This is a genomic window from Microbulbifer sp. MLAF003, from assembly GCF_030012965.1.
Lineage (GTDB): Bacteria > Pseudomonadota > Gammaproteobacteria > Pseudomonadales > Cellvibrionaceae > Microbulbifer > Microbulbifer variabilis.
Genome location: NZ_CP120232.1, coordinates 4443603 through 4457463, shown reverse-complemented (window position 1 = coordinate 4457463; position 13861 = coordinate 4443603). Strand labels below are relative to the sequence as shown.

11 protein-coding genes are annotated in these 13861 nt (G+C 53.9%); 7 read left to right on the top strand and 4 right to left on the bottom strand.

Features of this window, described 5'->3' with window-relative positions; genetic code table 11:
- Positions 1 to 10 precede the first annotated feature (10 nt).
- Positions 11 to 1126: a phosphoserine phosphatase SerB gene (serB, locus tag P3339_RS21350; protein WP_282951828.1), complete on the bottom strand. Its 1116-nt coding sequence runs from the start codon at positions 1124 to 1126 to the stop codon at positions 11 to 13.
- Positions 1127 to 1488: 362 nt separating this feature from the next.
- On the opposite strand from serB, the gene P3339_RS21345 reads away from it, so the two are divergent.
- The 7 genes from P3339_RS21345 to P3339_RS21315 all read left to right on the top strand — a co-directional run bounded on the left by P3339_RS21345 (position 1489) and on the right by P3339_RS21315 (position 9921).
- On the top strand, positions 1489 to 2571 hold the full coding sequence (locus tag P3339_RS21345) for a hypothetical protein (protein ID WP_282951827.1): 1083 nt from the start codon (positions 1489 to 1491) through the stop codon (positions 2569 to 2571).
- Between the two features lie 129 nt (positions 2572 to 2700).
- A complete protein-coding gene (locus tag P3339_RS21340) occupies positions 2701 to 3117 on the top strand; it encodes a MerR family transcriptional regulator (protein ID WP_020411590.1) in 417 nt (138 codons plus the stop codon).
- A 134-nt stretch (positions 3118 to 3251) separates the two neighbouring features.
- Positions 3252 to 4421, top strand: a complete 1170-nt coding sequence (locus P3339_RS21335; RefSeq protein WP_108731530.1) for an isovaleryl-CoA dehydrogenase — start codon at positions 3252 to 3254, stop codon at positions 4419 to 4421.
- 118 nt (positions 4422 to 4539) lie between these two features.
- Positions 4540 to 6147 carry a carboxyl transferase domain-containing protein gene (locus P3339_RS21330; protein WP_282951826.1) on the top strand — a complete coding sequence of 536 codons (1608 nt, stop codon included), beginning with the start codon at positions 4540 to 4542 and terminating at the stop codon, positions 6145 to 6147.
- A gap of 72 nt (positions 6148 to 6219) precedes the next feature.
- The gene (locus P3339_RS21325) at positions 6220 to 7017 is read left to right on the top strand and encodes an enoyl-CoA hydratase/isomerase family protein (protein WP_282953633.1); all 798 of its coding nucleotides are present in this window, start codon (positions 6220 to 6222) and stop codon (positions 7015 to 7017) included.
- A 4-nt stretch (positions 7018 to 7021) separates the two neighbouring features.
- Positions 7022 to 9022, top strand: a complete 2001-nt coding sequence (locus tag P3339_RS21320) for an acetyl/propionyl/methylcrotonyl-CoA carboxylase subunit alpha (RefSeq protein ID WP_282951825.1) — start codon at positions 7022 to 7024, stop codon at positions 9020 to 9022.
- A complete protein-coding gene (locus P3339_RS21315; protein WP_020411585.1) occupies positions 9022 to 9921 on the top strand; it encodes a hydroxymethylglutaryl-CoA lyase in 900 nt (299 codons plus the stop codon). The genes P3339_RS21320 and P3339_RS21315 overlap by 1 nt, the downstream gene beginning before the upstream one ends.
- Positions 9922 to 9981: 60 nt before the next feature.
- Here the strand turns inward: P3339_RS21315 and P3339_RS21310 are convergent, their stop codons facing one another.
- From P3339_RS21310 to P3339_RS21300, 3 genes are all read right to left on the bottom strand, one after another.
- Entirely contained in the window at positions 9982 to 10404 is a 423-nt protein-coding gene (locus tag P3339_RS21310; RefSeq protein WP_282951824.1) for a hypothetical protein, read from the bottom strand.
- Between the two features lie 388 nt (positions 10405 to 10792).
- Complete coding sequence (locus P3339_RS21305; protein ID WP_282951823.1) at positions 10793 to 12709, bottom strand: multicopper oxidase family protein; 1917 nt, start codon at positions 12707 to 12709, stop codon at positions 10793 to 10795.
- A 119-nt stretch (positions 12710 to 12828) separates the two neighbouring features.
- A complete protein-coding gene (locus P3339_RS21300; protein ID WP_282951822.1) occupies positions 12829 to 13743 on the bottom strand; it encodes an SDR family NAD(P)-dependent oxidoreductase in 915 nt (304 codons plus the stop codon).
- Positions 13744 to 13861: the final 118 nt, after the last annotated feature.

The window sequence follows — 13861 nt, the reverse complement described above, 5'->3', positions numbered from 1 at the left end:
TGGGGCAGCTTCAGGGTTGCCCCAACTCGGCAATCTGGCGGTCGTTAAGGCCGAATAGGTATAGCGCCGCATCAAGGCCGAATAGGGTGATCGCCTGTGGTGCCTCCAGGCGTACCTTAGGCTTTGGGTGAATCGCGATACCCAGGGCACCCAGGTTCAACATGGGGATATCATTGGCCCCGTCCCCGACTGCAATCACTTGTTCCAGCGACAGCCCCATATTCCTTGCTGTTTCCTCCAGCAACAACCGCTTGCGCGTGCCGTCCACGATAGGTTCTATCACTTCACCGGTGAGTGCACCCTCGGCAAATTCCAAATCATTGGCGTATATCAAATCTACGGCAAGTCGTTCCCTCTGCAGGAAGTTGGCGAAGTAAGTAAAGCCCCCGGACAGAATGACGGTTTTGCACTCAAGCTCACGCAGGCAGTACAACAGTTTCTGTGCCCCTTTCTTTAGGGGCAATTGTTGGGCAATTTCTGCCAGGCGCTGTTCGGAGAAGCCCTTGAGTAGCGCCATACGTTTTTTGAAACTATCCCGGAAATCCAGCTCGCCACGCATCGCGGCTGCGGTGATGGCTGCTACCTGATCGCCGATACCGGTAACCTTGGCCAGCTCGTCGATCACCTCCGCATCAATTAGAGTGGAATCCATGTCGAAGCCTGCCAGTGTCGGTACTCTCTGGCTGGCCCCATCCTGTAAAACCAGGTCGGCTCCGATTTCCTCGGCCAGTTGCAGGCAAGCGAAACGCGCAGGGGAAAATTCCAACTCAGCACTGAGCTGGAGGCGAATTACCGTGCACTCATGCCGGTGGGCGAGAGTGTCGATAGTGTTGATTTGCCATTGTTGTTCGGTACAAAGCTTTAGTACGCGTTGTAGCTGTGTCAGGGTGGCGGCTGGGCTCAGAAGGGTTAAACACCAAGGGGACTGTACGACTGAAGGCTTAGCACTGGGCAAGCTCAGCTCACAACTGGTGGCGTCCGGAAAAGGGTCTGCACCTCTGTATTCAAGCCCCAGTCGCGCATAGTTGCCGCTATAGGTGAGGTAGCGCACAGGGCTGTCCAGGGGCGACTGGATAACTTGTGCCAGGGGCAGATGAAATTCTTGTGCTTTTGTCTCGTCGCCCATGGCGCAGCTCCCCAATTTAATCAATAAGCGACGCATTATAGCTCTAGCGGGAATCTTCGTTAAAATCAGCGCCGCAGCCTGGGCCCGCTTATTTGTTACAAAATAAAAAAACCCGTGGAACTATTTTGTTGCCGGATCGACCAACGGCACAGGAAATTACACTGGGCCTTATTGGCTTTTTGTGAGGATAAAATACGCCGCGGCCGTAGGCCGTCGTGAGCCTAAAAACACCAGTGGGTCCATGCACCTTTGCCAGTGTTTTTTGGGCGACGTCTTTATCAGTCAGGATGATTTATAAAGACGAAAGGAAAAAGAAACGCAAGGTAATAAAAAAACAAGGCAAGGTATTTCAGCCGCTTAATATGTCTGTATCGATTATTTCTCTGTTGCGCAAGTTGCCCGAACAATTTGCACGCCTATCTAAACGTATTCGCCAGCGCCTGCTGGCCGTAGCGATTTGGGTGATTCTGGCCGTATTCTGCAGCGCTGCTCTTGGCCATTACTATGGGCAGCGACATGCTGATGCTGTGGAAAAAGACCGGGCCTCGGCGCAGGCTGCCGCCAGTTTTCTCGCAGGGCAGAGCCTGGAGCGTATCGTTGCTGATGATCGAATCAGCATGCAGCTACTGGCCCGGCAATTACTAGAGTTGCCTGCCGTCGTTGGTATCTCTATTGAAGATGTGGAGTCCAATAGTCTGGCAGAAGTGGGCGATTTAAAAAATGGTGAGACCATCAGTGTGCCAGTTGTGTTACACGATAGTATCGCTGGCAATGTTACCGTGGCCCTGGCTCCCGGTGCGGGTGTTACTTTTCCTTGGGCCAGTTTGTTACTGACCCTGGTCTTTGCTTTGCCTTTTAGTGCAGTGGCGGCACTGATGGCAGGAGGCTTCTCCGCACCGCGCAGTCTGCCTTCTGAAGAGTCTCACGCATCGGTGAATATTCCTGAAGAAAAAGGGGACTCTATAGGCCTTTACCTGCGCCCCCTGAATTGGGCTCAGTTGACCAACCAACTGAGCCGCAGTGCGCTTGAGGGAATACAGCGGGAACTGGATGGGCGCATGCAGCTACTGCGCCGAATTTACGGTGCCCACCCTCTGAGTAGCGCCGGGCCTCAGGTTGGCCTGGGGTTTTCCGGCACTGATGCAGCCTTTCGCGCGGTCTGCTGTGGTCTATTGTTGCGGGAGATGCAGAGTGTCAGCCGAGCCACTGGTCTGAAGCTGGCCCTGGCTGTGGTGCCCTGCGAGCCTGGCTCGCCGGACTTCTCCGCCGAGCAGCTGCTAAATCAATCTCGTGGATTGTTCCTGCATCCGGAGCTGCTGGAGGAAACCTCCCTGGCTGGACGCATCGAGCACCATGGCGCTGGCTGGAACCTGGAAGTTACGGGGCTGACGCCCTCGTATCAAAAGTTGCTTAACAACCAGTTGCAACAGCTATTGGGCGCCTGAATACCTACCGCTGGTCACAGCGGCGAGTAAATGACCCGTTTGCTCTCCGTAGTTATTTTTTGGCACCTGCCTTACGTTTACGTTAACGTAAACTCTTGTTAGGCTTGGTTGCGTCTCGAGGAAGTACTTATGAAAGCCAAAGCCAGTATCGTAGAGCCCCATAGTTACAGTATTTCGGAGTTGGCCCGTGAATTTGATATCACTACCCGCGCCATCCGTTTCTATGAGGACAAGGGACTGCTCAAACCTGAGCGGCGCGGCCAGACCCGTGTTTATAGCCCTGAGGAGCGGGTACGGCTGAAGCTGATTTTGCGCGGTAAGCGCTTGGGGTTCTCCCTGGATGAGAGCCGCGAGATTATCGATATGTACGATCCCGCTCATGGCAATGTGGAGCAGTTGCAGCGCCTGCTGGAGCGCATTGCCCAGAAGCGTGCACTGTTGCAGCAGCAGCTGAGAGATATAGAAAGCCTGATGGGGGAGCTGGACGAAGCCGAGGTCCGTGCACAAGCGGCCCTGGTGAAGAGCCGCAGAGAGGACAACCCCTAAACCAAAATCCTGAAAATTTCGGCAAGTGTGCGATTGCCGGTGACCTCCAGAGGTTTTACGGGGGCGCCTGATGTAACGGCAGTCGCAGGCGCGGCCAATTTAATTAAAACTCGCAAATTTAACGTGGAGTCATTATGAATACCTCCTACCCAACTCTGAATTTCGGTCTCGGTGAAGACATCGATATGCTCCGTGACATGGTTTACAAGTTCTGCCAGGCGGAGCTGGCCCCACGCGCGGCGCAGATCGATGAAGACAACCTGTTCCCAGCGGATATGTGGAAGAAGTTTGGCGAGCTGGGTCTGCTGGGCATGACCGTGGAAGAGGAGTTCGGCGGTTCCAATATGGGTTACCTGGCACACGCTGTGGCCATGGAAGAGATTTCCCGCGCCTCTGCTTCTGTGGGCTTGTCCTACGGTGCCCACTCCAACCTGTGCGTAAACCAGATCCGTAAAAATGGTACCCGCGAGCAGAAGCTCAAATACCTGCCCAAGCTGTGTTCCGGTGAACATGTAGGCGCCTTGGCCATGAGTGAACCCAACTCCGGTTCCGACGTGGTAAGTCTGCAACTGCGCGCCGAGAAGCGCGGTGATCGCTTTATTTTGAACGGCAATAAAATGTGGATCACCAACGGTCCCGATGCCGATACCTATGTGATCTACGCTCGCACTGAGCCGGGCATCAGCTCCGGTGGTATCACTGCATTTATCGTTGAGCGCGGTTTTGCCGGCTTCTCCCAGGCGCAAAAGCTCGACAAGCTGGGCATGCGCGGTTCCAACACCTGTGAGCTGGTGTTCGAAGACTGTGAAGTGCCGGAAGAAAATATCCTCGGTGAACTGAATGGCGGTGTACGCGTATTGATGAGCGGTCTCGACTACGAGCGCACCATTCTCTCCGGAGGCCCTGTCGGCATTATGCAGGCCTGCCTGGATGTGGTGGTTCCCTATATTCACGAGCGCAAGCAGTTCGGCAAGGCCATCGGTGAATTCCAGTTGATGCAGGGCAAGATCGCCGATATGTACGCTGACCTGAATGCCAGCCGCTCTTACCTGTACGCTGTGGCCCGGGCTTGTGATCGCGGTGAGGACTCGCGCAAGGACGCCGCCGCTGTAATCCTGTTTACTGCGGAGCGCGCAACACAGATGGCCCTGCAGGCTATCCAGACACTGGGTGGCAATGGCTACATCAACGAGTACGCCACTGGTCGTCTGCTGCGCGATGCCAAGCTCTACGAAATCGGCGCGGGCACTTCTGAAGTGCGCCGTATGCTGATTGGTCGCGAGCTGTTTAAAGAGACCCGCTAAGGCTGGGCATTTCTTCTCGCCGCCGGCGCCTGCCGGCGGCAGCTGTCTCCAGCCGGGCACTGCGGCAATAAGCTGCGCCCTGTGGAGGTCTTTTCTCCGGGAAAGTGAATCGGACTTTATGAATCAGTTGCAGAGCAAAATAAACACGCGCGATACCGCCTTTGGCGAAAACCGCGAGCAGATGCAGGCGCTGGTGGCAGACCTGCGCGAGAAAGTGGAAGCCATCGCCCAGGGCGGCGGCGAGCGCGCAAGGGAAAAACATCTGGCGCGAGGAAAATTATTGCCACGGGACCGTATCGATGCGCTGCTCGATCCGGGTAGCCCTTTTATGGAATTTTCCCAGCTGGCCGCTCACGAGGTTTACGGTGAGGATGTTCCGGCTGCGGGTATTATTACCGGCATCGGCACCGTCTCCGGTCAGCCCTGTGTGATAGTGGCTAACGATGCCACTGTAAAAGGTGGAACCTATTATCCCCTCACAGTAAAAAAACACCTGCGCGCGCAGACCATCGCCGAGCAGAACAATCTGCCGTGCATTTACCTGGTGGATTCCGGTGGTGCTAATTTGCCGCGCCAGGACGACGTTTTCCCAGACCGTGAGCACTTCGGTCGCATCTTCTTTAACCAAGCCAATCTCTCTGCACAGAATATTCCGCAGATCGCGGTGGTTATGGGTAGCTGCACCGCCGGTGGAGCCTATGTGCCGGCCATGGCAGACGAATCCATTATGGTGAAAGAGCAGGCCACCATCTTCCTGGCGGGCCCGCCCCTGGTGAAAGCGGCCACCGGTGAAGAAGTTTCCGCTGAGGAGCTCGGCGGTGCCGAGGTGCACTGTCGCACTTCCGGGGTTTCCGATCACTACGCCAATAACGACGTACATGCGTTGCAGTTGGCGCGCCGCTCTGTAGCGCGCCTGAACCGCATCAAAAATCCCGGCCTGGATATCCAAAAGCCAGTGGAGCCGATTTATCCACCGGAAGATATTTACGGTGTGGTGCCCAAGGATTCGCGCCAGCCTTTTGACGTGCGCGAGATTATCGCGCGGGTTGTGGACGGATCTGAGTTCGATGAATTTAAAGCGTTGTACGGCACCACTCTGGTAACTGGTTTTGCCCGTATCCAGGGCTATCCGGTGGGAATTGTTGCCAACAACGGCATCCTGTTTGCGGAGAGTGCACAGAAGGGCGCGCACTTTATTGAGCTGTGTGCGCAGCGCAAGATTCCATTGGTTTTTCTGCAAAATATCACTGGTTTCATGGTGGGCAAACAGTACGAGGCGGGCGGCATCGCCAAACACGGCGCCAAGATGGTGACCGCTGTCGCTACCGCCAAGGTGCCCAAAATTACCATCCTCATCGGCGGCTCTTTCGGCGCCGGTAACTACGGTATGTGTGGCCGCGCCTACGATCCCAACTTCCTGTTTATGTGGCCCAATGCGCGCATCTCGGTTATGGGGGGTGAACAGGCTGCTGGCGTATTGGCCCAGGTGAAGCGCGACCAGATGGCCGCTCGTGGTGAATCCTGGAGCGAAGAGGAAGAGCGCCAGTTTAAACAGCCGATTGTGGATAACTACGAACACCAGGGGCACCCCTACTACGCCTCCGCGCGCTTGTGGGATGACGGCGTTATCGATCCGGCGGATACCCGCCGCGTGCTCGGTCTGTGCCTGGCGGCGGCGAGCCACAAGGAGCCGGAAGAGACCAGGTTCGGCGTGTTCCGTATGTAAGGAACCGTGGTTGCGGCGCCAATGAAATGTTCCGGTGCCGCTTTTGAGAGACGCCCCAATCGAGGAATAACAATGAGCGATAAATTGCTGTGCGAAGTGGATAGCGAGGGCGTGGCCACGGTCACCCTGAACCGGCCGGAAATCCACAACGCTTTTGATGATGAACTGATCCACGAGCTGGCCACCACCTTTGACACCCTGGCGCAAAACCCCGCTGTACGTGTGTTGGTACTGGCTTCCAATGGCAAGAGCTTTTCTGCCGGAGCCGACCTCAACTGGATGAAGCGCATGGCGACCTACTCAGAAGAGGAAAACCGCCGAGACGCCGCTGCGCTTGCCGCCATGCTGTACAAGCTTGATACCTTCCCTGCGCCTACTATCGCGCGGGTACAGGGCGCTGCATTTGGCGGTGCTGTGGGCCTGGTGAGCTGCTGCGATATGGCCGTGGCCTCTGAGCGCGCCAGCTTCTGTTTGTCTGAAGTCAAAATCGGGCTGCTGCCCGCCACCATCAGCCCCTATGTCATCAATGCGATCGGCACCCGCCACGCGCGCCGTTACTTTGTTACGGCGGAGCGCTTCTCCGCCGAGCGCGCGGAACAAATGGGCTTGGTATCCGAAGTCTGCGCCGAGGGCGACCTGGACCTGCATGTGCAGAAATTAGTGAATGCCATCGCCGATAATGGCCCCAAAGCGGTCGCCATGGCCAAGCAACTGGCCATGTCCATGTCCAACCGGGTTATCAACGATGAATTGCAGGGCCAGACCAGCGCGCTGATCGCTGCCGTGCGTGTATCGCCGGAAGGACAGGAAGGGTTGAGTGCGTTTTTGGAAAAGCGCGCACCCAAGTGGATGAATGGTGGCGAAGGATAATTTTATGATTCGCAAACTGTTAATAGCTAATCGCGGCGAAATCGCCTGCCGTATTATAAAGACCGCCCGCCGCCTGGGGGTGGCCACCGTTGCCGTCTATTCCGATGCGGATGCCGACGCCCTGCATGTGCAGATGGCGGACGAAGCGGTACACCTGGGTCCGGCGCCGGCCAGGGATTCCTACCTGGATATTGACAAGGTATTGGGTGCTGCGAAGCAGACAGGCGCGGATGCCATCCATCCGGGTTACGGCTTCCTGTCGGAAAATGCCGAGTTTTGCCGCGCCTGCGATAGCGCCGGCATTATTTTTGTCGGCCCGCCCACCGGCGCGATTGAGGCGATGGGCTCCAAGTCCGCCGCCAAACGTATTATGGAAGAGGCCAATGTGCCCCTGGTGCCCGGTTACCACGGCACCAACCAAAATGAAGAGCTGCTGGAAGGTCACGCCAACCGCATCGGTTACCCGGTATTGCTGAAAGCCGCTGCCGGCGGTGGTGGTAAGGGCATGCGCCGTGTCGACAGTGCCGGTGAATTCCACGAAGCACTGGGCGCTGCCAAGCGTGAGGCCATGAATGCCTTTGGCGACGACATCATGCTGCTGGAGCGCTATGTGGTGAGTCCCCGCCATGTGGAAATTCAGGTGTTCTGCGATCAGCAGGGCAACGGTGTCTATCTGTTTGAGCGGGATTGCTCGGTGCAGCGCCGCCACCAAAAAGTAGTGGAGGAAGCTCCCGCACCGGGCATGACTCCGGAGCTGCGCGCCCGCATGGGTGAAGCGGCTCTGCGTGCGGCCCACGCGATTGGTTACGTGGGTGCCGGCACGGTGGAATTCCTGCTGGATGCCAGCGGTGCCTTCTACTTTATGGAAATGAATACCCGCCTGCAGGTGGAGCACCCGGTGACGGAAATGATCACTGCCCAGGACCTGGTGGCCTGGCAGCTGTCAGTTGCCGCTGGCGATACCCTGCCCATGGGCCAGGATGAGCTGCAGATCAATGGCCACGCCATGGAAGTGCGCATCTACGCCGAAGACCCGGATAATGATTTCCTGCCGGCAACTGGCGTGTTGGTGCGCCACCAGCCCCCGGCGGAAGGCGAGGGCGTGCGGGTGGACACCGGCGTGCAGACCGGCGATGAAATCAGTGTGCATTACGACCCGATGATCGCCAAATTGATCTGCCACGGCCGCACCCGCAAAGAAGCCTTGGCCAAACTGGATCGCGCATTGCGTGATTATCAGATTGCCGGTGTGCGCCACAATATCGAATTCCTGCGCAGAGTGATCAATCACCAGGCATTTGCCAGCGGTTGTATTTCGACCCATTTTATCGAGGATTACGAAGCGGAAGTACTGCACCAGGAGCAGACACTGACGCCGCTGAAATGCGCTGCTATTGCCGGTTATTTGCAGCAGCGTGAAGAGCGCGATCTGCGCAACAGCGCACCCCAGCGGGATCCTTTCTCTCCCTGGCATAATGGCGATAACTGGCGCAATGCTCTGGCTGGCAGTCGCACCCAGACGGTGGACTACCGTGGCCAGCACGCTCAAATTCGCTTTGTTGCAGAGGGCGATAGCCTGCGCTGGACTTGCGATGCCTTGCCTGAGGAACAGAACAGCGGTGACATTCGCCTGCTGCCGGGACGCGACTTGATGCTGGTGGATGGCCGTCGCATGAGTTTCTCCGCCGTGGATACCCGCGATGGTGGTGCTGTATTTATCGATGGCACCCAGGTGGAATTTAAGTTGCTGCCACCAGATATCGGTGAGAGCAATGACCAGGCCCACGGCCTCGATGCCCCCATGAACGGCACCATAATTTCGCTGCTGGTTGAGCCCGGCTCTACAGTAGAAAAAGACCAGCCGCTACTGGTCATGGAAGCCATGAAAATGGAACACACCCTGCGGGCTCCAGCAGCCGGCACTGTGCAGCAGTTCTTCTGCGCCGAAGGTGAATTAGTGGATGGCGGTAGCCTGCTGGTGGATTTTGCCGGGGAGGAGCAGTAATGACTTTGCCCAAGCAAGTCAAAATCGTCGAAGTGGGCCCCCGCGATGGGTTGCAAAATGAAAAGCAGCCTATCTCTGTGGAGACCCGTATCGCGCTGGTGGACAAGCTCAGTGCCAGCGGGCTGTCGGTTATTGAAGCCGGCAGCTTTGTCAGCCCCAAGTGGGTACCGCAAATGGCCGCCAGCGAGGAAGTGCTGGCGGGTATCCAGCGCAAAGACGGTGTTATCTACAGCGCCCTCACGCCAAACTTAAAAGGCTATGAGCGCGCAGTGGAAGCCAAAGCGGATGAGGTCGCTGTATTCGGCGCGGCCTCAGAAGCCTTCACCCAGAAAAATATTAATTGCAGTATTGCTGAGAGTCTTGAGCGCTTCCGTCCACTGGTGGAAAAAGCCAAGCAAGGCGGTATACCCGTGCGCGGATACGTATCCTGCGTACTTGGTTGCCCCTATGAAGGCGATATTGATCCGGCCAAAGTGGCAGAAGTCAGTGCCGCTCTATTGGAAATGGGTTGCTACGAAATTTCCTTGGGCGACACCATCGGTGTCGGCACCCCGGAAGCCGCCAAGCGTATGCTGAAACAGGTGATGGCCCGTGTACCTGTGGAAAAACTTGCGGTGCATTTCCACGATACCTACGGCCAGGCCTTGGCCAATATCTACGCGGCCTTACAAATGGGTGTCGCAGTAGTAGATTCCGCCGTAGCTGGCTTGGGCGGCTGCCCCTATGCCCGCGGCGCTTCCGGTAATGTTGCCAGTGAGGATGTACTCTATATGCTCAATGGCATGGGTATTGAAACCGGCGTGGATTTACAGTTGCTGGCAGAGGCTGGGAACTTTATTTCTGAACAGCTGGGGCGGGAGACCAACTCCCGTGTGGCCAAGGCTTTGGTGCCTTGCTGAGAAATTTCTAGGGCGGTTGGAACACCGCCCAGATACTATGGATTCACTTATTAGCGAAGATCAGATATTTACCCGATAAATTAGTGGGTAATTATTTCCGTTACCTTCCCTGCAATCCTCTACTCCAAAACCTACAGTATTAGATTTTGCAAAATATGCAGACAAAAGTGATGAGAATTGCTCTTTCGTGTCATTATTATCTGTTCCATCATTGTGGTCGAATTCTATGACTACATGGTTGCTGGAACCTGATGGGCAGCCTTCCCCTAATTCGTTGCCGCTAGCATTTGGTGAGAATTTAATAACTGCATAGTATTTATAGGTAGTAATGCCTTCGATAGTTTTATTAGGCTCAATGGTGCTTGATGCAAAACTGGTGCTGGCTAGTAGCGCTAGAAGTAGTCCGGAGAATAAATTTTTCATTTTCATAATATAATTAAAAACTCTTAACTCACTTAAAGTATAATGAAAATCACCTGTCAATTTTTAGTCCGACTATTTTATGGTTAATTAAGAAAGATTGAAATCGATTTATTATTATTTTGTACCCCTCGTTTAATTGGAATTAACCGCCATATTTGCAAGTGATAGTTATTACTAGAAGCTCTCGTGCTGCGCCTAAAAAAGGAAAGAGTATGTCTGGATAATAATTTTTAACCTGGGTTTTTTGGTTTTCTATATAGGGTTAATTGTCGCAGGTGGTAAGCTTTTTTGTTTCTATTTCAGTAAGTTTTGGTTGGTTGTTTTAGGCCTATAGTTAGAAATTGCTGTATTTGCTTCTTGTTTTCTTATTGTCTTATTAAATTTGAGTTGTTGAATAATTATAGCCAATCAATACTCCGGTCTTGAGGTCAGATTAAAGGTTATCTGTTTAGTGATTATTTTCCGGTTTAGGCGCCAATACCTTAAATGGTCGCATCATATCGTAATCTTCATGAGAGAGTAGATGACAGTGCCACACATAGAGGCCCTCACGGTCAAAGCGAGCTATTACCCGTGTTACTTGGCCGGGAAGTGCAATGACCGTATCTTTAGGGCCGCTTTCTTCTGGTTGTGGTGGAAGGGGTTTCCCCTGTAGAGATGTTACTTCCAGTCGTGCCCCCTGAAATACCTTATCGGTATGCATCAATTTCTGCGGCTTGGGGATAAGTTTGCCTTTAAAAGGCTGACGATCCAGCACTTGGAATTCCACCAGATGAATATGGATTGGATGAGCCGATACTGTAGGGTTGTATATCTCCCAGATCTCTACGGCGTTGTGCTGGATAATTTCCGTGGTAGGGTCCTCGAAAAATAGGGAGCCTTCTTTTACTGGACCTAACATCAGCAGATTACGGCCATAGGGGTCGTCCAGGCGGTAGGTGGCAAGCTGTCGTGTGTAGTTCGCTTGACTAAGCCTATTAAGTGGAGGGCGCAGGGGAGTATTCAAGGTTAGCTTTAAATCTCCAATCATATCTTTGACCGCTGCTTTCTGTTTATCGGGAGAGGCTTTTGCAGGTGCCGAAGCAATATGGAATTGCAAAACTTGGCCAGTGGTATCGGGGTCGGTAGCTGGTGTGGTGCCACCGCGCCCATCACTTAATACACGTTTACCATCAGGGTTGTATACCAGTGGAATTGAACTCTTTGGATTACTGGCCTTCACAAATCCCTTAAAAGGGATATCTGGTCCAAAATTTCGCAGTGTCAGTTTATGTCCTTCATAACCACTGAAATCCACTAAAACATCTGCTCGCTCTGCGGGCGCCAATACCAGCTCGTTCAGTTGCACAGGGAGATCGAGAAACCCACCGTCGCTGCCGACCTGCACAAAGGGGGTACCTTCGTCGGTCCTGAGTATCAGTGTGCGTGTATCGGACGCATTGAGTAATCGCAGTCGATAAACGTGTGGTGTGACGTTGACTTTGGGCCAAGCCATGCCGTTTACCAACATAAAATTGCCAAAAAATTCGTCCAGGTGAGAAGGGTTGGGCCAATTGGCCTTCACTGCCTCGTGGGAAACCGGTGATGGAGGCTGGTCCCTCCAACCAGGAAAATAGAGCTGTCCATCGGAGCTAAACAGGCTGTCTGTAATAGCGGCAACCAAGGTACGCTCTTCTGTGGGAAGTAGTTTTTCCTGTATCAGGCGATCTTCATTCTCGTCGCCGACCAAGTAAAAACCGAATAATCCTGCATAAACATTAAGTCGGGTCATTCCCAGGGTGTGATCGTGATACCAGATAGTGGTGGCATCCTGGGAGTTGTCGTATTCGTAAATCTTTTTTTCAAATAACGGGCCCGTCTCGTGATAATTTCGGGTGTACCAAGCGAGGGGGTTGCCGTCACTTTTCCATTCTGTATGCCCGCCGTGAAGGTGGATAACCATAGGTACAGCTTTGGGATCTTTTACGTCGGCGAGGTGAATGGATCGATCCACCGGAAATAGATGCGGCCCCGGTAGCTCATTGGCCCAGTGTACAAATACCGGTTGGCCTTCCCGGGCGCGAATAGTAGGGCCGGGAGAGTGGATGCGACCTGCATACTCAAAACCCCAGGCCTTTGTCATTAAACGTTTGCCTTCCTTATCCCGTAGCCCCATCCAAACCTGGGTGGGCCTTGCTGGCAGTTTGAGTGGAGCTGAGCTCTTGGGTCGGATCTCTACAGGTATTGGCAGCTCGTTAACGAACTTATCCACAGTTGTTGGATCCAGGAGGGTCAGGGGAGGTGCCTTGACGACGGAAATTTTTTCCTCGCTAGCAATTAGGGAAACAGGAAGTGATAACAATAGGCTGAAGAATATCCGAAGCATTGGCTGCTCATGGTGGTTCGTATTTAACAGCCAAGTATAGGTAAGGGAGTACTGTCAGATCGGAGAGACCTTAAGTGCAGACAAAGGCGCACAGGGCCCTTACCTGATGCGACCCTTCACTAGATAAAGCGATTGATCGCCGTTTTGGCATTGTCCTGATAGGTAGGGTTGTCCAGGTCCGGGAAAAGCTTCCGCTGTTCACCTAGAGGTCCTGTCAATCCGCGTTCACTGCCGTAAAAAATACCTGTGCGGAAGGATGTTGTATCCAGCAGGGCATCGATATAGCGCTTGGCGCCTATTTCGACTTTGTGGACTTTGCCCAATAGCAGCATAATCCGCATCATGCCCTTCATCATATATTGCTTGAATAACGACAGTGTATTGAAGCCCTCTGTGCCTACAGTAGCCCCCGGACTCATGGTTACGAAGCGGATATGGGGGAATTCCCGTGCCATGGAAGATATCCATAGGGCGCCCATATACTTTATCGGACCATAGGGCACCGTAGCGTCTTTGGTGCTGGCATAGAGCTCTCCTTCACAGATCTGCATAAATTCCTCCACAGAGGCGCTTTTCAGGTCTGGTTGCTTCATACCCATCTCTTTTACGCCGCGAGCGGCCTCGGAGCCGGCGTAGATAGCAGCCTGGGTTAATTTATTGGCTTTCAGCAACTCGTTAGTCAGTAGTGCATGCCCGAGCAGGTTGACGGCGAAAATTTGTGTGACTCCCTCAGGGGTTTTCTTATAAAACTCTTTACCTCCAGTGCCGCCAGCATTCATAACCAGTGCATCAATTGGGGAGTCTAAGGTTTGAACCGCCTCTTTCACGGATTGTTGATCTGCGACATCGATCAGCAATACTTCGAAGATATTCCTGCCTGTTTCCGACATCAGCTCGGCCTGGGCTTTTTTGGCTCTCTGCAGATTGCGGCACCCGAGATAGATCTTGTTAATCTGCTGGTACTCCGCCAGTTGCTTGGCGCACTCCCTGCCTAAGCCTGCATTCGCTCCGGTAATCAATACACTCTTAATCATCTTTCTGTCTCTGTGGATATTGGGAACTGGTGCCCGGATATGGATATACCCGGCTGTTGGAGGGAAAGATAAGCGGTTAAGCGCCTCGGGTTTTGATATTTCTTGCTGTCCTCATGGG

Bases quoted from the DNA above. Each gene is read 5' to 3' on its own strand.
- serB (WP_282951828.1), bottom strand. From the start codon at position 1,126: ATGGGCGACGAGACAAAAGCACAAGAATTTCATCTGCCCCTGGCACAA.
- P3339_RS21345 (WP_282951827.1), top strand. From the start codon at position 1,489: ATGTCTGTATCGATTATTTCTCTGTTGCGCAAGTTGCCCGAACAATTT.
- P3339_RS21340 (WP_020411590.1), top strand. From the start codon at position 2,701: ATGAAAGCCAAAGCCAGTATCGTAGAGCCCCATAGTTACAGTATTTCG.
- P3339_RS21335 (WP_108731530.1), top strand. From the start codon at position 3,252: ATGAATACCTCCTACCCAACTCTGAATTTCGGTCTCGGTGAAGACATC.
- P3339_RS21330 (WP_282951826.1), top strand. From the start codon at position 4,540: ATGAATCAGTTGCAGAGCAAAATAAACACGCGCGATACCGCCTTTGGC.
- P3339_RS21325 (WP_282953633.1), top strand. From the start codon at position 6,220: ATGAGCGATAAATTGCTGTGCGAAGTGGATAGCGAGGGCGTGGCCACG.
- P3339_RS21320 (WP_282951825.1), top strand. From the start codon at position 7,022: ATGATTCGCAAACTGTTAATAGCTAATCGCGGCGAAATCGCCTGCCGT.
- P3339_RS21315 (WP_020411585.1), top strand. From the start codon at position 9,022: ATGACTTTGCCCAAGCAAGTCAAAATCGTCGAAGTGGGCCCCCGCGAT.
- P3339_RS21305 (WP_282951823.1), bottom strand. From the start codon at position 12,709: ATGCTTCGGATATTCTTCAGCCTATTGTTATCACTTCCTGTTTCCCTA.
- P3339_RS21300 (WP_282951822.1), bottom strand. From the start codon at position 13,743: ATGATTAAGAGTGTATTGATTACCGGAGCGAATGCAGGCTTAGGCAGG.